The 18,139-nt window shown below is 62.1% G+C and carries 18 protein-coding genes; 10 read left to right on the forward strand and 8 right to left on the reverse strand.

Features of this window, described 5'->3' with window-relative positions; translation table 11 throughout:
* Positions 1-214 precede the first annotated feature (214 nt).
* On the reverse strand, positions 215-1,264 hold the full coding sequence (locus A7X77_RS00005; RefSeq protein WP_064681009.1) for an aldo/keto reductase: 1,050 nt from the start codon (positions 1,262-1,264) through the stop codon (positions 215-217).
* Between the two features lie 266 nt (positions 1,265-1,530).
* On the opposite strand from A7X77_RS00005, the gene A7X77_RS00010 reads away from it, so the two are divergent.
* Positions 1,531-2,235, forward strand: coding sequence for an HAD family hydrolase (locus tag A7X77_RS00010; protein ID WP_064681010.1), 705 nt, complete (start codon positions 1,531-1,533; stop codon positions 2,233-2,235).
* 37 nt (positions 2,236-2,272) lie between these two features.
* Here A7X77_RS00010 and A7X77_RS00015 read toward each other — a convergent pair whose 3' ends face one another.
* On the reverse strand, positions 2,273-2,779 hold the full coding sequence (locus A7X77_RS00015; protein WP_064681011.1) for a hypothetical protein: 507 nt from the start codon (positions 2,777-2,779) through the stop codon (positions 2,273-2,275).
* Complete coding sequence (locus A7X77_RS00020) at positions 2,776-3,405, reverse strand: DNA-3-methyladenine glycosylase I (RefSeq protein WP_064681012.1); 630 nt, start codon at positions 3,403-3,405, stop codon at positions 2,776-2,778. Before A7X77_RS00020 ends, A7X77_RS00015 begins: the two co-directional genes overlap by 4 nt.
* A gap of 227 nt (positions 3,406-3,632) precedes the next feature.
* Between A7X77_RS00020 and A7X77_RS00025 the strand changes: the two genes are divergently transcribed.
* From A7X77_RS00025 to A7X77_RS00035, 3 genes are all read left to right on the forward strand, one after another.
* Positions 3,633-4,379, forward strand: a complete 747-nt coding sequence (locus A7X77_RS00025; RefSeq protein WP_064681013.1) for a L,D-transpeptidase — start codon at positions 3,633-3,635, stop codon at positions 4,377-4,379.
* 135 nt (positions 4,380-4,514) lie between these two features.
* Positions 4,515-5,201 carry a L,D-transpeptidase gene (locus tag A7X77_RS00030; protein ID WP_064681014.1) on the forward strand — a complete coding sequence of 229 codons (687 nt, stop codon included), beginning with the start codon at positions 4,515-4,517 and terminating at the stop codon, positions 5,199-5,201.
* A gap of 123 nt (positions 5,202-5,324) precedes the next feature.
* The gene (locus tag A7X77_RS00035) at positions 5,325-5,999 is read left to right on the forward strand and encodes an outer membrane protein (protein ID WP_064681655.1); all 675 of its coding nucleotides are present in this window, start codon (positions 5,325-5,327) and stop codon (positions 5,997-5,999) included.
* Positions 6,000-6,121: 122 nt separating this feature from the next.
* Here A7X77_RS00035 and A7X77_RS00040 read toward each other — a convergent pair whose 3' ends face one another.
* The 4 genes from A7X77_RS00040 to A7X77_RS00055 form a co-directional block, all read right to left on the reverse strand.
* Positions 6,122-6,562: a hypothetical protein gene (locus tag A7X77_RS00040; RefSeq protein ID WP_064681015.1), complete on the reverse strand. Its 441-nt coding sequence runs from the start codon at positions 6,560-6,562 to the stop codon at positions 6,122-6,124.
* A gap of 46 nt (positions 6,563-6,608) precedes the next feature.
* Positions 6,609-7,919, reverse strand: coding sequence for a glycolate oxidase subunit GlcF (glcF, locus tag A7X77_RS00045; protein WP_064681016.1), 1,311 nt, complete (start codon positions 7,917-7,919; stop codon positions 6,609-6,611).
* Between the two features lie 223 nt (positions 7,920-8,142).
* Positions 8,143-9,342, reverse strand: a complete 1,200-nt coding sequence (locus A7X77_RS00050) for an FAD-binding protein (RefSeq protein WP_064681017.1) — start codon at positions 9,340-9,342, stop codon at positions 8,143-8,145.
* On the reverse strand, positions 9,339-10,778 hold the full coding sequence (locus tag A7X77_RS00055; RefSeq protein WP_064681018.1) for an FAD-linked oxidase C-terminal domain-containing protein: 1,440 nt from the start codon (positions 10,776-10,778) through the stop codon (positions 9,339-9,341). The genes A7X77_RS00050 and A7X77_RS00055 overlap by 4 nt, the downstream gene beginning before the upstream one ends.
* Before the next feature lie 159 nt (positions 10,779-10,937).
* Between A7X77_RS00055 and A7X77_RS00060 the strand changes: the two genes are divergently transcribed.
* The 6 genes from A7X77_RS00060 (at position 10,938) to A7X77_RS00085 (ending at position 17,718) form a co-directional block, all read left to right on the forward strand.
* Positions 10,938-11,834, forward strand: coding sequence for a LysR family transcriptional regulator (locus tag A7X77_RS00060; RefSeq protein ID WP_064681019.1), 897 nt, complete (start codon positions 10,938-10,940; stop codon positions 11,832-11,834).
* A 377-nt stretch (positions 11,835-12,211) separates the two neighbouring features.
* Positions 12,212-12,724, forward strand: a complete 513-nt coding sequence (locus A7X77_RS00065) for an NUDIX hydrolase (RefSeq protein WP_064681020.1) — start codon at positions 12,212-12,214, stop codon at positions 12,722-12,724.
* A 62-nt stretch (positions 12,725-12,786) separates the two neighbouring features.
* Entirely contained in the window at positions 12,787-14,286 is a 1,500-nt protein-coding gene (locus A7X77_RS00070; protein WP_064681021.1) for an inorganic phosphate transporter, read from the forward strand.
* A gap of 131 nt (positions 14,287-14,417) precedes the next feature.
* The gene (locus A7X77_RS00075) at positions 14,418-15,155 is read left to right on the forward strand and encodes a 16S rRNA (uracil(1498)-N(3))-methyltransferase (protein ID WP_064681022.1); all 738 of its coding nucleotides are present in this window, start codon (positions 14,418-14,420) and stop codon (positions 15,153-15,155) included.
* Positions 15,156-15,302: 147 nt separating this feature from the next.
* On the forward strand, positions 15,303-16,676 hold the full coding sequence (locus A7X77_RS00080; RefSeq protein ID WP_064681023.1) for a glutamate--cysteine ligase: 1,374 nt from the start codon (positions 15,303-15,305) through the stop codon (positions 16,674-16,676).
* A gap of 148 nt (positions 16,677-16,824) precedes the next feature.
* Positions 16,825-17,718 (forward strand): DUF937 domain-containing protein, encoded by an 894-nt coding sequence (locus tag A7X77_RS00085; RefSeq protein WP_064681024.1) that lies wholly within the window; start codon positions 16,825-16,827, stop codon positions 17,716-17,718.
* 87 nt (positions 17,719-17,805) lie between these two features.
* On the opposite strand, the gene A7X77_RS00090 is transcribed toward A7X77_RS00085, so the two are convergent.
* Positions 17,806-18,105 (reverse strand): DUF1127 domain-containing protein, encoded by a 300-nt coding sequence (locus tag A7X77_RS00090; RefSeq protein ID WP_064681025.1) that lies wholly within the window; start codon positions 18,103-18,105, stop codon positions 17,806-17,808.
* Positions 18,106-18,139 lie beyond the last annotated feature (34 nt).

An 18,139-nucleotide genomic window follows, 5' to 3' on the forward strand; every position in this document is an offset into this window, starting at 1 on the left:
AGACGCTATTCTCATGGCGCACGGTGTTGCTCCTCTTTCGTGTCCGGGATTGTCGCCAAACATCCGAATACGAGTAGAATCAACACCGTGCGCCATGTCCACCAAATTTAAACCGGACAGCAGTGGCACAAGGCCGAGGATGACGCCGAGGAGGGAGCAAGGTTTTCAAACAAACTGGTACGCTGGGGATACCCGGCGTCTGCAACAATTTTGCTCAGCCCTTCGGCTCGAAATCCGCCGGCCGGCGGCCGGCGGCCTGTCGCGACAGCATCCAGCCCGGATATTCGGGGGCAAGGGCGCTCGCCTCGTCGAGCCGCTTCATATCCTCGTCGTCGAGCTTCAGCCCGACGGCGGCGAGGTTCTGGTCGAGTTGATCGACACGCTTGGCGCCGATGATGACGGTAGTGACGAAAGGCTTGGCAAGGATATAGGCGAGCGCGACGGTCGCGACGCCGGCGCCGTGCTTTTCGGCGATCTCGCGCATGACGGCGACGCAGGCCCAGGCCCTGTCCCTGTCGACTGGCGGGAAATCGAAGCTGGCGCGGCGTCCTTCGCCGTTGCCTGGCGCGCCGGGACCATATTTGCCGGACAAGAGGCCGCCTGCGAGCGGAGACCAGACCATCAGGCCGAGCTTTTCCTCCTGCATCATCGGCACGATGTCGCGTTCGAGATCGCGGCCGGCGATGGAATAATAGGCCTGCACCGTTTCGAAGCGGGCGAAGCCGCGCCGTTCGGAGAGGCCGAGCGCCTTGGAAATACGCCAGGCCTGCCAGTTGGAGACGCCGATATAGCGGACAAGGCCACGCGAAACGAGATCGTCGAGGGCACGCAGCGTCTCCTCGATCGGCGTCACCGTATCGGTCGCATGGATCTGATAGAGGTCGATGTGGTCCGTCTGCAGGCGCTTGAGGCTCGCCTCGACGGAATCCATGATATGGCCGCGCGAGGCGCCGCGGTCGTTCGGCTTGTCGCCCATGACGCCATAGACCTTGGTGGCGATGACGACGTCCTTGCGTGGCACGTCGAGATTCTTCAGCGCCTGGCCGAGCAGCCTTTCGGATTCGCCGGATGAATAGACGTCGGCCGTGTCGATGAAATTGACCCCAGACGCCAGCGAGCGCTCGACGATCCGGTCGGCGGCATTCTGGTCGACATCGGCGATGGCGCCCCACATGCTGCCCGACTGGGCCTCGCCGAAGGTCATCGTGCCCAGGCAGATTTCCGAGACGAAAAGTCCCGTATTTCCGAGTTGATTGTAACGCATGGTCGAAAAAATCCTTTGTGTCTGCCGCAAGAGGGGCTTGCGAACTTCAGAACTTCATTTTTTGATTATTGGCCTGCGCGCGACAGGCACAGCCGTGGCTGGCTGCAGGGTGAGGCCAATTCGATGTAGTGCGACGGCGGCGCTTTTCAACGCCACAGCTTGCCGCGCCGGCAGCGAACGCCCCGACGCAGCCCTCGTCATGACACAGCCCTTGTCTCGACACAGGCGGCCGATAGATTGCCGGCAAAGGTTCAAGAGGTGCGCATGTGACGACGCGAGCACTGACGACGATAGGCTTCGATGCCGACGATACGCTTTGGCAGAACGAACAATATTACCGACTGACGGAAGCGCATTTTACCAAGCTTCTTGCCGATTTCGCCGAAGGACCGAAGATTTCCGACCGGCTGCTGGAAGCCGAGAAACGCAACCTTCGCCATTACGGCTTCGGCATCAAGGGCTTCACGCTGTCGATGATCGAGACGGCGATCGAGATTACCGAAGGCAAGGTGCCGGCCAGCGTCATCGCCAAGATCTTGGATACCGGCCGCGACCTTCTGTCCCACCCGGTCGAGACCATGCCGCATGCGCGCGACACGCTGGAGGCGCTTGCCGGCAAATATCTGCTCGTCATGATCACCAAGGGCGATCTTTTCGACCAGGAGCGCAAGCTTGCCCAATCCGGCCTCGGCGACTTCTTCGATGCGGTCGAGATCGTTTCCGACAAGACCGCCGTCACCTATCGCCGCATCTTCGCCAAGGTCGGTGACGGACCGGAGCGGGCGATGATGGTCGGCAATTCACTGAAATCGGATATCGTGCCGGCGATCGCGGCCGGCAGCTACGGCGTCTTCGTGCCGCACGAACTCACCTGGGTGCTGGAACATGTGGACGAACCGACGGAAGCGCCGCGTTTCCGCAAGATCGGCCATCTCGGCGAATTGCGCGAGCTGATCGACCGGCTGGCATAGGCGGGCGGCCGATCGATGCCGGCCGTTCTGCCCTGCCCTATTGCGGCTTGGGCGGCGCCTTCGGGAACAGCGACGGCTGCTCCGGCTCGGCCGGCGGTTTCGGCTGCGGCGGGGCGGCCGTCAGCGGTTCGATCAGGATGCTGAAGGGCGCGCCGAGGCCGCGGCGCGGCGAGACCTTGGAATAATAGGGACGCAGCAGCCAGGTGGTGTTTTCCTTCGCCGTCGTCTGAAAATTCATGCCGTCCTCGTCGGTGCCGAAGAAAGCTTCGTCATCGGGCTTCGACAGGTCAAAAATCGCCAGGAAGGCGAACTTGCTCTTGGTGGCAAAGCTGATCTTGACGTGCTGTCCGGCGCGCACCGGCAATGTGTAGACATGGCTGTTGCCGAATTTCGTCCAGCCCTTGAGCTGCATGGTGACGGCGGGGAATTGCAGCTTCTCCAGCTTCTCGCCGGGATCGAGCTGCGGCGTCTGCGCCACGGCTGAGATCGGCAGGAAGAACAGGGCAAGGGCAGCAATCGATGTTTTCACGGACAGATCTTTCATGGTCGAACCAGGACGGCGCGCATCGCTTCCACCTCGGGCCGGCAGAAGCAGCCCTCAAGATGATCGTTGACGAGGCCCATCGCCTGCATGAAAGCATAAACTGTAGTCGGGCCGACAAAGGTCCAGCCGCGCTTCTTCAGATCCTTCGAAATGACCACCGAGGTCGGCGTCGTCGGATTGGCGAGGATATGGTCGCGATCGACCACGGCCGGCCGCTCGTTGTGGCCGGGTTCGTAACCCCAGAAATAATGGGCGAGCGAGCCGAATTCGTCGCGGAGCGCCATGGCGCGCCTGGCATTGTTGATGGTCGAGACGATCTTGCCGCGATGGCGGATGATGCCGGCATCGCCAAGGCAGCGATCGACATCCGCTTCGCCGAAATGCGCCACCTTGTCGAAATCGAAGCCGGCAAAGGCGGCGCGAAAATTCTCTCGCTTGCGCAGGATGGTCAGCCAGGACAGGCCGGATTGGAATCCTTCGAGACAGATCTTTTCGAAGAGGCGGATGTCGTTGGTAACGGGGCGGCCCCATTCCTCGTCATGATATTTGAGATAATCGGGCAGATTGGCGTGCCAGTGGCAACGGCGCCTGCCGTCCTCGCCGATGATGATGCCTGTCTCGCTCATGATCCTTCATTCTGCCGGGGTCCGTTTCGTTTTCCGGTCATGATTTCGGCTTTACCATTTGCAAACCGTCTTTCCAAATCGAACGGTAACCCTGACGAAAAGTTTATCCGATCGGCCGGCTTTTCAGAAATCGATCTTTACCATTCGCTGGCGGATCAGGTGGCAGCGTCCTTGCGAGCGGGCCTGTCGCGCCCGCGCATTTCGGCCATTTGTAGAGAGTTCGTCCGATGATGAAACAGCTTGTTCTTGCCGCAGCCCTCGTCGGCGCCTTCTCCACGGCCGCCCTTGCCGACGACCGCTACGCCACCCGCCCGCCTGTCGTGCTCAGCCCCGATCTGACGGCACCATGGATCAACCAGCTCGGCGGCAAGGTTCGCCCCGTGGTCTACCAGCGGCCGGTCGTCCAGCCGCAGCAGCGCGGCCTTTTCCAGCGCCGCGTCATCCGCCAGGCGCCGCGGCCGGCACCGCAGACCGTCTCGGTGATCAATCCCGGCATCCCGGCGATCCGCCATCCGATCGAGCCGCAATTCCTGCCGCAGATGGTCGATTACGACACCCAGGAAAAGCCCGGCACAATCGTCATCGATACCAACAACCGCTTCCTCTACCTGGTGATGGACGGCGGCAAGGCGCGGCGCTACGGCGTCGGCGTCGGCAAGCCCGGCTTCGAATGGGCCGGCGCCCACAAAATCACCCGCAAGCAGGAATGGCCGGACTGGACGCCGCCTGCCCAGATGATCAGCCGCGAAGCCGCCAAGGGTCATTACCTGCCGGCGCGCATGGACGGCGGCCCGGAAAATCCGCTCGGCGCCCGCGCCATGTATCTCGGCTCGACACTTTACCGCATCCACGGCACCAACGCGCCCTGGTCGATCGGCAGCGCCGTCTCCTCCGGCTGCATCCGGTTGCGCAATGAAGACGTCGTCGACCTCTATGACCGGGTCAGTGTCGGAACCCGCGTCATCGTCATGTAACGGCACATACATTATCTTGGAAGCCGCAAGAACAGGCGGTTTCATTTGCCGAAATTGCTTTATCCGGTCGGGCCGATCTTGAATCGGGCAGAAGTTCATGTAGCTTCAGGCAAATTTGCTTGAGGGGAATCGATCATGATCAAATTGATGCCAGGTCTGGCTGCGGCCGGACTTGTTCTGTCCTTGATGTCCACGTCCGTCTTTGCAGCCCCGGCCGGCTCCGACAACACGCAGCGCCCGGCACAGATTGTGCGCGTGGCGCAGATGCCGAAATATGTGAAGCCGCAGTTCAAGCGCAAGAAAGTGCGTCTCGTGACGACGGAAGCGGCCGGCACCGTCATCATCGATACCAACAACAAATATCTCTATCTCGTCGAAGGCAACAACCGCGCCACCCGCTACGGTATCGGCGTCGGCCGTGACGGCTTCGGCTGGTCGGGCATCGTCAAGATCGGCCGCAAGGCCGAGTGGCCAAGCTGGACGCCGCCGGCCGAAATGCGCCGCCGCGAAGCCGCCAAGGGCCACATCATTCCTGCCTTCCAGGAAGGCGGCGAGGACAATCCGCTCGGCGCCCGCGCCATGTATCTCTACCAGGGCGGCCGCGATACCATCTTCCGCATCCACGGCACCAATCAGCCTTGGACGATCGGCCTCAACATGTCTTCCGGCTGCATCCGCATGATGAACCAGGACGTGATGCATCTTTACGATCGCGCCGCCGTCGGCACCAAGGTGATCGTCATCGGCCCCGGCAATAAGCAGGGCAAGGTGGCGTTCGAGGACAGGGGTATCGACGTGCTGCGCACCATGTTTGGCGGCTGAGCAACACTTGCGAATAAATCGAAAGGCGCATTTTGACGCGCCTTTTCTTTTCCTTAGACTTTACGGCGGAAAACTGGCACTGGTGCCTAAGAGTCGACATATTTGCAATATCGGGGCTATTCAATGACATATGCGCTGCGTTCCTCCGCCTCCCTGCTTGCGGGCATCGCACTTTTTACGATCTGTTCAGCAGCCTCCGCCCAGGCGGAAGACCTGGAATTTTCCATTTACGGCGGTTACCAGACGGCGCCGCACAGCGGCGTCGACGTCTCCGACGGCACGAGTTTTACTGCCGGCTGGGAGGGCAAGTCCTTCGGCGCGCCGCCCTATTACGGCGCTCGCGTCACATGGTGGCTCGAGGATTTCAACAAGCCGAACTGGGGTATCTCGCTCGACTTCACCCATGACAAGGTCTATGCCGACGACGATACGCTCGCCAAGGCCGGCTGGTCGCATTTCGAATTCACCGACGGTCTGAACCTGCTCACTGTAAACGGTCTCTATCGCTTCCAGGATCCGGCTCGCCGCTGGACGCCCTATCTCGGCGCCGGTATCGGCGTGAACATTCCGCATGTCGAAGTGATTCGCCCCGAAGGCAAGACCTGGGCTTATGAATTCGGCGGCGTGACGCTGCAGGCGCAGGCTGGCGTCGACTTCAAGGTGACCGAGCGCTGGTCGACCTTCGTCGAATACAAGGGCACCTATTCGCGCGTCGACGTTCCGATCGACAGCGGCGACCGGCTGAAGACCAACATCTTCACGAATGCCGTCAACGTCGGCGTCTCGTTCCACTGGTAATGAATTGAATTTCGGCTGCGGCGTTAGAGCGGTTCTACTTTTGATGAAAGCAGAACCGCTCTAACTTTTCGTTCGGGCGCAAATTCGGACGGAAAACCGCTCAAACTTTCCCTGAAATTGCTCTACTTCGTGCCGCAGCTGACCTTGCCCTCGGCCGCGTAAGGTTTGCTGCCACCCTCGATCGTCAGGGAATAGGTGCCGCTGAAATTCGCCGAAGGCTTGCCGCGCACGCCAGCGATCACCACCAGATCGAGCGTTGCCCTTTCGGTATCGTCACCGCCGCCATCAAAGACTTCCAGGAGCAGTTCGCCATCGCGCGCCCAGTGGTTGCTCAGATGCTGCGATTCGAACACGCGTTTTGCGAAGACCGGCGCTTGCGCGGGATCCTTGACAATGAGCGCGCCGCGGAAATGGTTGAGCCTGTGGCCGGCATCGCTTGCGAAACCGCTTTCGAGGGTAAAACGCGCCTGCGCGTCATCGGCGGAACAGAATAGGCGGCTGTCGGCATGGGCCGCTCCTGCCGTCGCGAGCAGTCCCGCAAGTATTATCATTCCCCGCCACATCGCCCGACCTCCCGAGAGCGGCCCGAATGGGCCGACTGCATTCTCTTCAGCCTAATGGCAAACCTGTTAATTTTTCCGGCATAGCGCCGCCATAGGCCCAATCGAGCAGCTCGACCGTATGCAGGATCGGAATAGCGGTGCCGGTGGCGATCTGGGTGATGCAGCCGATGTTGCCGGTGGCGATGATATCGGCCTTGGTCGCCTCGATATTCCTGACCTTGCGTGCCTTCAGCGCCGCCGAGATCTCCGGCTGCATGATGTTGTAGGTGCCGGCCGAGCCGCAGCAGAGATGAGCTTCGGCTGGATCGCGCACCGTAAAGCCGGCCGCTTTCAGCAAGGATTTCGGCGCAAGGGTGATGCGCTGGCCGTGCTGCATCGAACAGGCGGAATGATAGGCGACTGTAATGCCCCTCGGCATATGGGCCGGCAGCTCGAGGGTCGCCAGATATTCGGTGATATCCTTTGCCAGTGCCGAAACCCTGGCCGCCTTTGCCGCATAGGCGGGATCAAGGCGCAGCATGTGGCCGTAATCCTTGATCGTCGTGCCGCAGCCCGAAGCGGTGATGATGATCGCATCGAGCCCCTGCGTCTCGATTTCGCGCGTCCATATGTCGACGTTGATCCGCGCACTTTCGAGCGCCTGTTCGGCGCGGCCCATGTGGTGGACCAGCGAGCCGCAGCAGACCTCGCCTTCCGGCGCCACGACCTCGATACCGAGCCGCGTCAGGAGCCGGATCGCCGCCGCGTTGATGGCGGGATCAAGCACCGGCTGGGCGCAGCCGGTCAGGATCGCCACTCGGCCGCGCCGCTCCGCCTCGGACAGGTAGCTGCCGGGTTTTGCAAAGTCCGACGCGGCGGGCAGGCGCCGCGGCGCCAGCGCCAGCATGGCGACAAAGGGCTTGAGTGCCGCCCCGCGCATCAAGCCGGCGAAGGGCCGGCCAAGACGGGCGAGACGGAGCGCCAGGCGGAAACGGCCGGGATAGGGCAGCACGGCCGCCAGGAGGGCGCGCGTCAGCCGGTTCATCAGCGGGCGCCTGTAGGTCTTTTCGATATGGACGCGGGCGTGATCGACCAGATGCATATAGTCGACACCCGAGGGACAGGTGGTGACGCAGGCAAGGCAGGAGAGACAGCGGTCGATATGGGTGACGACCTCGGCATCGGCGGGCCGGCCGTTTTCCAGCATATCCTTGATCAGATAGATGCGGCCCCGCGGACTGTCGAGCTCGTTGCCGAGCGTCACATAGGTGGGACAGGTGGCAGTGCAGAAGCCGCAATGGACGCATTTGCGCAGGATTTTTTCCGATTCGGCGATATCGGGGTCGAGGAGCTGGGCGGGGGTGAAGTTGGTTTGCATTTACGCGGCCTCCGGTGCCCCCTTCGCCACAGCGAGGAGAAGGTGCCCGAAGAGCGGATGAGGGGGCCGCACTCGGGACAAAAGCGAGAAGACGACAGACTGCATGCCGTGTGGCCCCCTCATCCGACCCTTCGGGCCACCTTCTCCCCGCTGTGGCGAAGGGGGAGCAAGAGGCACCCTTGTGCAATCCATCGAGCGTGCACAGTCGGCAACAAGCATCTTCTCACCCCATCTTCCCCGGATTCAATATCCCCGCCGGATCGAACTTCTCCTTCACCCGCCGCGACAGCATCGCCACCGCCTCGGGCTCCGGATGAAAGGCGGCGGTCGCCGCCCTTGCCGCAAAGGAGGCGCGAATCAGCGTCGCATGACCACCGCCGAGCCCTTTGACGAAGTGGCGGATTAGTTCGGCCTCCGGCTCCGCTTCCATGCGCATCCAGATGAGGCCGCCTTGCCAATCATAAAAGGCATCGACGCCGGCCTCGAGACGGAGCGCTGCGACGAGCTGATGGCCGGTGCCGGGGGCGACCGAGACGCGCCAGACCGGCCGCGCCGTGCCGTCGGCATAAGGCAGCACATCGCGGATTTCCCGCCAAAGCCTCTGGCTTTCCCTCTCATCCAGCTGCGTGACCGTGGCGAAGGCGGACATTGCCGCCGCAAGCTTTTCGACGCGCACGTCGACAGAGCCAGCCAAGCCCTCGATGCGCAGAACTGTCGCCTCGCCCTCGGGCAATTTGCCGGCGAGGAATTTCCACGTCACCGTCAAAGGCAGATGGGCCGCACCCGAGACTTCGACCGGCAGCGCCATCGCCGTCGCCATGGCACTGGCCGCTTCGGCATCGTTGAGGCCCGAGAGAACCACCGTCCGTTCGGTCTTCGGGCGCGGCGGCACGCGGAACGTGACTTCGGTCAGAAAACCCAGCGTCCCGTGCGAACCGGCGATCAGCTTGACGAGATCGAGGCCGGTAACATTTTTCATCACCCGACCGCCGGCCTTGATGATCTCGCCGCTACCGTTGACGAAGCGCACGCCAAGCAAACTGTCGCGGGCAGCGCCCGCAATGAGGCGGCGCGGGCCAGAGACATTGGCGGCAAAGACGCCGCCGATGGTCGGCTCGCCCGACCTGGCCATAATGGGGCGATGATCCATCGGCTCGAAGGCAAGCATCTGGCTATTTTCGGACAGCGCCGCCTCGACCTCGGCAAGCGGCGTACCCGAACGGGCTGTCATGACCATCTCGCCGGGATTGTAGGCGATGATGCCGGAAAGCCTGGTCGATCGCAGCCGGTCTTCGGCTGCGACGGCATTGCCGAAACCCGAGCGCGTATCGCCGCCGCAGATCGCGAGTGGCCGGTTCATCTCCTGATGTGTGCGGACGATCGCCGCCGCCTGTTCCTCGCTCGTCGGCATCAGATCGATCATGCGGCGGGGCGTCCTTCCAGCGGAAAGACCTTCGAGGGGTTGAGCAGCCAGCCGGGATCGAAGGCGGCGCGCACCGCCATCTGTTGGGCGAGATCGGCCTGCGAATATTGATGCCGCATCAGGTCACGCTTTTCGATGCCGACACCATGCTCGCCGGTCAGGCAGCCGCCGGCATCGACACAGAGCTTGAGGATATCGTTGCCGGCGGCTTCGGCACGGGCGGCATCCTGCGGATCGTTGGCGTTGAAGAGGATCAGCGGATGCATGTTGCCATCACCGGCATGGAAGACATTTGCGACACGCAAGCCGTAATGATCGACGATCTCGGCAGTCTTCTTCAAGACGTTCGACAGCTGGCTGAGCGGTACAGTGCCGTCCATGCAGATATAATCGGCGATGCGGCCGGTGGCGCCGAAGGCGGATTTGCGGCCTTTCCAGATCAGCGCCGCTTCGGTCGCCGACTGGCATTCGCGCACGGTCTTGACGCCGTGCCTGCGGGCGATGTCGACCACATCCTTCAGCATGGCGTCCATCTCCGCCTCCGATCCCTCGACCTCGACGATCAGCAGCGCGCCGACATCGAGGGGATAGCCGGCATGGGCGAAGGCCTCGCAGATCTCGATCGCCGGCTTGTCCATGAATTCGATCGCAACGGGAATGATGCCGGCGGCAATGACATCGGCGACACAGGCGCCGGCCTCTTCTGAAGCTTCGAAGCCAAAGAGCACCGGGCGCGCGCCTTCCGGCTTGGCGATCAGCCGCACGGTCGCCTCGGTGACGATGCCGAGCTGGCCTTCGTGGCCGCAGACGAGACCGAGCAGGTCATAGCCGGGCGCATCGAGCGCCTTGCCGCCGAGCTCGATCACCGTGCCGTCGACCAGCACCATCCTAACACCGAGCAGGTTATTGGTGGTGACCCCGTATTTCAGACAGTGGGCGCCGCCGGAATTCATGCCGATATTGCCGCCGATAGTGCAGGCAAGCTGCGAACTCGGATCGGGCGCATAGAAAAACCCGTCGGCTGCGACGGCGTCGGAAATATTGAGATTGGTCACGCCCGCCTGAACCACGGCGACGCGGTTCGGCAGATCGATCTCGAGGATGCGGTTCATCTTCGACAGGCCGAGCACGACGGCATCCTCCTGCGGAATGGCGCCGCCGGAAAGCGAGGTGCCGGCGCCGCGCGGCACGACGGGAACGCCGTAGCGATGGCAATAACGCATGACGGCCGAAACCTCGGCGGTGGTGCGCGGCAGGGCGACGGCGAGCGGCAGGCGGCGATAGGAGACGAAGGCATCGGTCTCGAAGGGAACCAGTTCGCGCGCCTCATGAACCAGGCATTCCGGCGGCAGCAGATCGGTGAGATCGGCGACGATCTGAGCACGCCGGGCCAGGACATCGGCCCGGGGCGCAAGAAACGGAATGGCGTCGGACATGGCCTTCTCCCTGGCCTCCCGGAAAGATGACGACGGGAGGACGACGGCGGGAACGGGTGTCGGATCTTGCCTGCCGCCGTGCGATCGGCTTAGCACTTTCCCAATAGGGGCGCAAATGCTAAGCACTTATGCCAAAAGGGGAAAAATTCACAAAAGCTTATGACCAATCTGGGCGATCTCGAAATCTTTGCCAAGGTCGTTTCGACGGGAAGCATGTCGCTTGCCGGGCGCATGCTCGGCTTTTCCCCCGCCGTCGTCTCCAAGCGGATCAAGCGGCTGGAGGACCGGCTCGGCACCCGACTTTTGCAGCGCACGACGCGGCAGATTTCGCTGACGGAGGCCGGCCAGGGTTTCTACGACCGCGTTCTCGGCATCCTTGCCGGGCTGGAAGAGGCGGAATTTTATATTTCCGGCCGCGCGGCGCAGATGCATGGGACGCTGAAGATTTCGGCGCCGACCTCCTTCGGCCGCATGCATATCGCGCCGCACCTGAAAGCGTTCATGCAGGCGCATCCGGAACTCGCGATCAACCTGGTGCTGACCGACGAATTCAGCGACATCGTCGGCGGCGGCTTCGATCTGGCGATCCGCATCGCCGAACTCACCGATTCCAGCCTCGTCGCCCGGCGGCTGGCGCCGGTGCGCCGGCTGCTCTGCGCCTCGCCGGATTATCTCTCGGCACATGGCGAGCCGCGTGATATCGACGATTTGAAACACCATCGCTGCCTGCCGGCACACAATGGCGACACCTGGCGGCTGAACGGGCCGAATGGGGCGCTCAGCCTGCGGCCGGAAGGCATGCTGGTCACCAATTCCAGCGAAGTGATCCGCGAGGCCGTCATCGCCGGCCTCGGGATCGCACTGCGCTCCACCTGGGATATCGGCGAAGAACTCAAAGCCGGCCGTCTGGTGCAGGTGCTGCCGGCATATGAGAGCTCACAGAATGTCACGCTGTCGGTCGTCTATCCCAGCCGGCAGTTCCTGCCGGCCAAAGTGCGGCTGTTCATCGACTATCTCACCGAACTCTACGGGCCAATCCCCTATTGGGAGCGCTGACACTTCTTCACGGCATTCGCCACCATGTTCCCACGCGCGAGACCACGTTCAGCTCTTCGGCGGCTTTGCTGCCATGACGGCCTGAAAGGCACGGACGCCATTGAGAGGCATAGTTACCACATTTGCAAAAATCCTGGTGGAACAATTGATCCCGCCATTGATTAGGACTCCGGACGAAGCCATATTGTACACCTGTGCAAGGTGACGCATTCGAGACAGGGCACGACGGATTTCTGAGCCTGCCCCAGCTCGATTTCCCTTAATGAAACAGCGATCAAATCGCGTTTCGGAGCGTCTGTGGCTTTGGATTGCGTAAGCTTTTCGTGATACATGTATATGAGCGATTCCTAACAACCACTGCAAAGGTGACCCGACAATTGACTCTTCTCGCCCGATTGGCATCCGATGTGCAACTGATGTTCCGGCGGCCGCCGCGACAGCAATATGGTGCGCTCTGCTATCGGGTGAAAAAGAAGAGCGGTGAGGTCGAGGTGCTTTTGATGACGAGCCGCGACACCGGCCGCTGGGTCATCCCCAAGGGCTGGCCGATGAACGGGAAATGCGCTCATGAGGTCGCCGCGCAGGAAGCTCTCGAAGAAGCCGGCGTCCGCGGCGTTGCCGAAACGGAGACGCTCGGTGCCTACACCTATCCGAAGGTGCTGCGCGACGGGGTGCAGGTTGTCTGCAAGGTGCAGGTCTATGCGCTCGAAGTCACCGATATGGCAAAGAATTTCAAAGAAAAAGGCGAGCGCCGCATCGAATGGGTCTCGCTCGACGAAGCGGCCGGGCGCGTGCGCGAGCCGGAGCTACGCGGCCTTTTCCTCGCCTTTAAGCGCAAGATGACCGAACGGCTTTCGGCCAAAGCGGCAAAGCAAATTCCGGCGGAATGAATCCTGCCATCTTGCGCTGCTAAAAAGGCAGCGTAAAAGCAGATTCATAGTTGGAAGAAAGAATGCCGCCCCGTCCCGCCGTCCTCACCAAACGCACGCTCGACAAGGACCTCGACAAGATCACCCATGCCGAGGATGTGGCAAAGCACGTCCTGCGGCGGCTGGTAGCGCCCGGTCTCGGGCTGATCTTCGTCGGTCTGACGATGATCTTTGCCGGCGTCTATGTGCTCGACCGCCCGGGAGCGATGCTCGTCGTGGCGGCGGCGGCCCTTGCCGGCTACATGGCGATGAATATCGGCGCCAACGACGTGACCAACAATGTCGGTGCCGCCGTCGGTGCGCGCGCCATGACGATGGGCCAGGCACTCATCATCGCCGCGATTTTCGAGATCCTCGGCGCCACGATCGCCGGCGGCGACGTCGTCAAGACAATTTCCTCCAACATCGTCGACGCGGTGGAAGTGCCGCAGGCGATACTTGGCTGGATCATGATGGCGGCGCTGATGGCGGCGGCCCTCTGGATCAACCTCGCTACGTGGATGAACGCGCCGGTTTCCACCACCCATGCAATCGTCGGGGCGGTCATCGGCGCCGGCATCGCCGCCGCCGGGCCGGAACCGGTGAACTGGCGGGTGATGCTGGAGATCACCTCGAGCTGGATCACCTCGCCGCTGATCGGCGGACTGATCGCCGCCGGCCTGCTTTACCTCGTCAAGAGCCTCATCATCTATCGCGACGACAAGATCGCGGCGGCTCAGCGCTGGGTGCCGGTGCTGGTCGCGGTCATGGCCGGCGGCTTCATGGCCTATATGATGCTGCAGCTGTCGCCGCCCGGCCGGTTTCCTTCTTTCACCGTCATCCTGATCGGCATCGGCATCGGACTGGTCAGCTGGCTCGCCGCCCGGCCGCTCGTTCTCGCCCAGGCGCGCGATCTCGAAAACCGCAACAGCTCGCTGCGGGTGCTGTTCCGGCTGCCGCTAATCGGCTCGGCGGCGCTGCTTTCCTTCGCGCATGGCGCAAACGACGTTTCGAACGCCATCGGGCCGCTTTCGGCAATCGTCCATTCGGTCGGCATCGGCGGGGGCGACAGCGTTGGGCATCCGCCGCTCTGGGTGATGCTGATCGGCGCCTTCGGCATCTCCGTCGGCCTGCTGCTGTTCGGGCCGCGGCTGATCCGCCTGGTCGGCGAGGAGATCACCAAGCTCAATCCGATGCGCGCCTATTGCGTCGCATTGTCGACCGCCTTCACCGTCATCGTCGCCTCCTGGCTTGGCCTGCCGGTCAGCACCACGCATATCGCCGTCGGCGCCGTCTTCGGCGTCGGCTTCTTCCGCGAATGGTATACCCGTCATTCGAAGCGCCGCATCGCCTATATCAGGCGCCTGGCCGAGAGCTTCGATATCGACGAGCCGGAGGAGCCGAACATTTATGAGAGGCGCCGGCGCTACCTCGTACGCCGCTCGCATTTCATGACGATCGTCGCCGCCTGGATCGTTACCGTGCCGGTGTCGGCAGCGCTTGCCGCCGTGATTTATTGGGCTATGTTCGCGCTCTTCGTCTAGAACAGGATGACTTGAGGCCTGCTGGACCTCCAGTCTGAATCCTGTTCTAAAATTAAAGAGTTAGAGCATGATGTCGTCCGAAAGCCGCTCACACTTTTCGGCAACATGTTCTGAACCCCGTGAGTTTTTCAATGCGCGCCAATTTTCGCATGCAACGGCTTTTCGTCGATGCGCCGCTTTCTGCCGGCGCCGTCGTGGAGGCGAGTGCCGAGCAGTTCAACTATCTCGCCAATGTGCTGAGGATGGAGGCCGATGCCGAGATTCTGCTTTTCAACGGCCGTGACGGCGAGTGGAAGGCCAGCCTAACCTTCCCCACGCGCAAACGCATCCTGCTGACGGCAATCGAAGAGACGCGGCCGCAGCCCTCTCCCTGCGATCTGCATTATCTCTTTGCGCCGCTCAAGGTCGGCCGCATGGATTATCTCGTGCAAAAGGCGGTCGAAATGGGCGCCGGTCTGCTGCAGCCGGTTATGACCCAGCATGTTCAAGGCAAGATCACCAATCTCGACAAGCTGCGCGCCAATGTCGTCGAGGCGGCCGAGCAATGCGGCGTTCTCGGCATTCCCGAGGTGGCCGAGCCAGTGAAGCTCTCCGACCTACTCGAGCGCTGGCCGAAGGAGCGCCGCATCATCTATTGCGACGAGGGCGAGGCCGGTCAGAACCCGCTGCCGGTGCTGTCGGCGATCCGGGAAAAGCATCTCGCGCTGCTCGTCGGGCCGGAAGGCGGCTTTTCGGAAGAGGAGCGCGCACGGCTTCGCAGCCTTGATTTCGTTACCGCCATCCCGCTTGGACCGCGCATCCTGCGGGCCGACACGGCAGCGGTTGCGGCGCTCGCCGTGGTGCAGGCGGCAATCGGCGACTGGAACTAACGCTGAAAACGGGTTGACATGGAAATCGCTGCTATTTTTTTGATGCGTCGTTGAAAGAATTTCACTTGCAACATGGGTGGCTTGGGTCCTAATCAGCCTTCCAGCTGCCCGGCCCCCCGGGCGCCTTTTTGAATACAGGTACCCCGCATGGCCCGCGACACTACCGACCAGACGCCGCTCTCTTCGGTTCAGGATCTGACCGATTACATCGCCGCGGGCAACAAGCCGCTGGAGCGCTTCCGGATCGGCACCGAACACGAGAAATTCGCCTTCTTCCGCGCCGACAACAGCCCGGTTCCCTATTTCGGCGATGCCAGCATTTCGGCCCTGCTCGCTGGCCTGCAGGAAAAGAGCGGCTGGGAACCGATCATGGACGGCGGCAACATCATTGGCCTCGCCGAACAGAGCGGCATGGGCGCCATCTCGATCGAGCCTGGCGGCCAGTTCGAACTCTCCGGCGCGCCGCTGGAGACGCTCCACGAAACCTGCAGGGAATCGAACCAGCATCTGGCGACGCTGCGCGAAATCGCCGAACCGATGGGCATCCGCTTTCTCGGCATCGGCGGCAGTCCAAAATGGACCTATGCGCAAACGCCGCACATGCCGAAATCGCGCTACGAGATCATGACCCGCTATATGCCAAAGGTCGGCAGCAAGGGTCTCGACATGATGTACCGCACCTGCACGATCCAGGTGAATCTCGACTTCTCCTCGGAAGCCGACATGCGCCAGAAGATGCGCGTCTCGATGAAGCTGCAATCCTTGGCGACCGCGCTCTTTGCATCCTCGCCCTTCACCGAGGGCAAGCCGAACGGCCTGCTCTCCTGGCGCGGCGATATCTGGCGCGACGTCGACAACCGGCGCTCGGGCCTGCTCGATTTCACCTTCCGCGACGATTTCGGCTTCCGCGACTATGCCGAATGGGCGCTCGACGTGCCGATGTATTTCATCGTCCGCGACGGCCGCTATCACGATTGCACCCATGTCACCTTCCGCCAGTTCATGAACGGGTCGCTGAAGGGCGAGGTCGCCGATCCGGCGCCGACGATGGGCGACTGGACGAACCATCTTTCGACGCTCTTCCCCGACGTGCGGCTGAAGCGTTTCCTCGAAATGCGCGGCGCCGACGGCGGCCCGTGGCGGCGCATCTGTGCGTTGCCGGCCTTCTGGGTCGGCCTGCTCTACGATGATGCGGCCCTTCAGGCTGCCGACGAGTTGACCAAGAATTGGAGCTTTGCCGAGATCGCTGCCCTGCGCGACGCCGTCCCCGCCGAAGGGCTGAAGGCTCAGTTTCGCGGGCATGCACTGCTCGACGTGGCGCGCGAGGTGGTCGCCATATCGAGGACCGGCCTCAAGACGCGCGGCAAGCTCAACCGCGAAGGCCAGGACGAGAGCATCTTCCTGGCGCCGCTCGATGAGGTGCTCGCCAAGAAGGCGACGCTCGCCGAGGATCTGCTGTCGCTCTATCACGGCCGCTGGAACGGCTCTGTCGAACCGGTCTTCGAGGATTATCAGTACTGAGCCTGCCGAGGTTTTTATCGGGTTCGGAAAAACACCGCGCACGTTTGCCGGAACGGCTTTAAGTTCTTATAGCAAAAAGCCGTTTGCACATTACCTTTTCCGGATATATTGGCGTTACACGCGTCACGACTCGGGGAAAGGGACCTCCATGCTGCCACTCTTCGACATGATGATGCAGGCGCAGAACGGTGCGGCGATGGAAGCAGTCGCGCGGCAGTTCAACCTGGCGCAGGAACAGGCGACCAAGGCGATGGCGGCGCTGATGCCGGCCTTTTCCGCCGGCCTAAAGCGCAGCACCAGCAATCCTTATGATTTCGTCGGGCTGATGCAGGCCATTGCCTCCGGCAATTATGCGCGCTATTTCGAGGATATGAGCCGCGCCTTCACGCCGGAGGGCATTTCCGACGGCAACAACATCCTTGCCCAGCTCTTCGGCTCCAAAGAGGTTTCGCGGGCGGTCGCCGCCCAGGCGGCGCAGATGACCGGGATCGGCCAGGATATCTACAAGCAGATGCTACCCGTTTTGGCCGATACGCTGATGGGCGGGCTCTTCAAGCAGACGACCGGCCAGATGGCCTCGCCGGTCAACCCCTTCGTCAACACGGCGGTGGGCGAGACCATTCAGAAATGGCTCGAGAGCACCGGCTTTGCGCCGAAACCGAAGGCCCCGGAACCCAACATCTTCGACAATCCCTTCACGCAGGCGATGCAGGTGATGTTCTCGATGCCGAAACAGGAACCGGCGCCTCAGCCGAACCCCTTCCTCGACAATCCCTTCGCCAAGGCCTTTCAGGAAATGATGACCGGGCTCGGCCAGCAGCCGCCAGCCAAACAGCCGCCAGCCAAACAACCAGTGGGCAAACAACCGGCGGCCAAGACGCCGGAGGCGCCGAAGGAAGAGGCAAAAGCCAATGTCGAGAGCTATACCGACATGCTGAACGCCATGTTCGACAGCGGGCTTGAGGTGCGGAAGAGCTACCAGAGGAACCTGGAAGCGATTTTCGAAACCTACAGGCCGAAGCCCCCCGAGACCAAGGCATAAAAAACCCGGCGATGGCTTGGGAAAAGCCGATCGCCGGGTCAAGCGGCAGGGCTATTGGCTATCACCCTGCGGGGAAACTCGACACTCCTACTCCTCGTGGGCGCGGAAGAGCTGCAGGCGCCAGCGATTGCGCGCCGAGCGCGTCAGATGTTCCGACGGGTCCTCGAAAAAGGTCGAGGCCAGGAACGCAGAGGTCAGGTCGGCCCTGGTGAGGCCGATATCCCTCAGCTGACTGTCGTTCAGATCATGCAGCCCGTTGACCTCCATCCGATTGCGAAAGCCGCGAAAGAGGGAGACCAGCGGAGCGAGGCCGGCCACCAGACGCTGGGAAAGCGTCGGGGTCAGCTTGCTGCAGTCGAGTTCTAGTGTTCGGTCTGTCGTGTGCATCGAACTCTCCTTTCTCGGGCACGCAACAACCCCA

The sequence above is a fragment of the Rhizobium bangladeshense genome (assembly GCF_001662075.1).
Classification (GTDB): domain Bacteria; phylum Pseudomonadota; class Alphaproteobacteria; order Rhizobiales; family Rhizobiaceae; genus Rhizobium; species Rhizobium bangladeshense_B.

What these genes read in the sequence shown, in the direction of transcription:
- A7X77_RS00040 (WP_064681015.1), bottom strand. Translation starts at nt 6,562, where the DNA reads ATGTGGCGGGGAATGATAATACTTGCGGGACTGCTCGCGACGGCAGGA.
- A7X77_RS00025 (WP_064681013.1), top strand. Translation starts at nt 3,633, where the DNA reads ATGATGAAACAGCTTGTTCTTGCCGCAGCCCTCGTCGGCGCCTTCTCC.
- A7X77_RS00020 (WP_064681012.1), bottom strand. Translation starts at nt 3,405, where the DNA reads ATGAGCGAGACAGGCATCATCATCGGCGAGGACGGCAGGCGCCGTTGC.
- A7X77_RS00005 (WP_064681009.1), bottom strand. Translation starts at nt 1,264, where the DNA reads ATGCGTTACAATCAACTCGGAAATACGGGACTTTTCGTCTCGGAAATC.
- A7X77_RS00060 (WP_064681019.1), top strand. Translation starts at nt 10,938, where the DNA reads ATGACCAATCTGGGCGATCTCGAAATCTTTGCCAAGGTCGTTTCGACG.
- A7X77_RS00070 (WP_064681021.1), top strand. Translation starts at nt 12,787, where the DNA reads ATGCCGCCCCGTCCCGCCGTCCTCACCAAACGCACGCTCGACAAGGAC.
- A7X77_RS00030 (WP_064681014.1), top strand. Translation starts at nt 4,515, where the DNA reads ATGATCAAATTGATGCCAGGTCTGGCTGCGGCCGGACTTGTTCTGTCC.
- A7X77_RS00050 (WP_064681017.1), bottom strand. Translation starts at nt 9,342, where the DNA reads ATGATCGATCTGATGCCGACGAGCGAGGAACAGGCGGCGGCGATCGTC.
- A7X77_RS00090 (WP_064681025.1), bottom strand. Translation starts at nt 18,105, where the DNA reads ATGCACACGACAGACCGAACACTAGAACTCGACTGCAGCAAGCTGACC.
- A7X77_RS00035 (WP_064681655.1), top strand. Translation starts at nt 5,325, where the DNA reads ATGACATATGCGCTGCGTTCCTCCGCCTCCCTGCTTGCGGGCATCGCA.
- A7X77_RS00085 (WP_064681024.1), top strand. Translation starts at nt 16,825, where the DNA reads ATGCTGCCACTCTTCGACATGATGATGCAGGCGCAGAACGGTGCGGCG.
- A7X77_RS00080 (WP_064681023.1), top strand. Translation starts at nt 15,303, where the DNA reads ATGGCCCGCGACACTACCGACCAGACGCCGCTCTCTTCGGTTCAGGAT.
- A7X77_RS00055 (WP_064681018.1), bottom strand. Translation starts at nt 10,778, where the DNA reads ATGTCCGACGCCATTCCGTTTCTTGCGCCCCGGGCCGATGTCCTGGCC.
- glcF (WP_064681016.1), bottom strand. Translation starts at nt 7,919, where the DNA reads ATGCAAACCAACTTCACCCCCGCCCAGCTCCTCGACCCCGATATCGCC.
- A7X77_RS00015 (WP_064681011.1), bottom strand. Translation starts at nt 2,779, where the DNA reads ATGAAAGATCTGTCCGTGAAAACATCGATTGCTGCCCTTGCCCTGTTC.
- A7X77_RS00075 (WP_064681022.1), top strand. Translation starts at nt 14,418, where the DNA reads ATGCGCGCCAATTTTCGCATGCAACGGCTTTTCGTCGATGCGCCGCTT.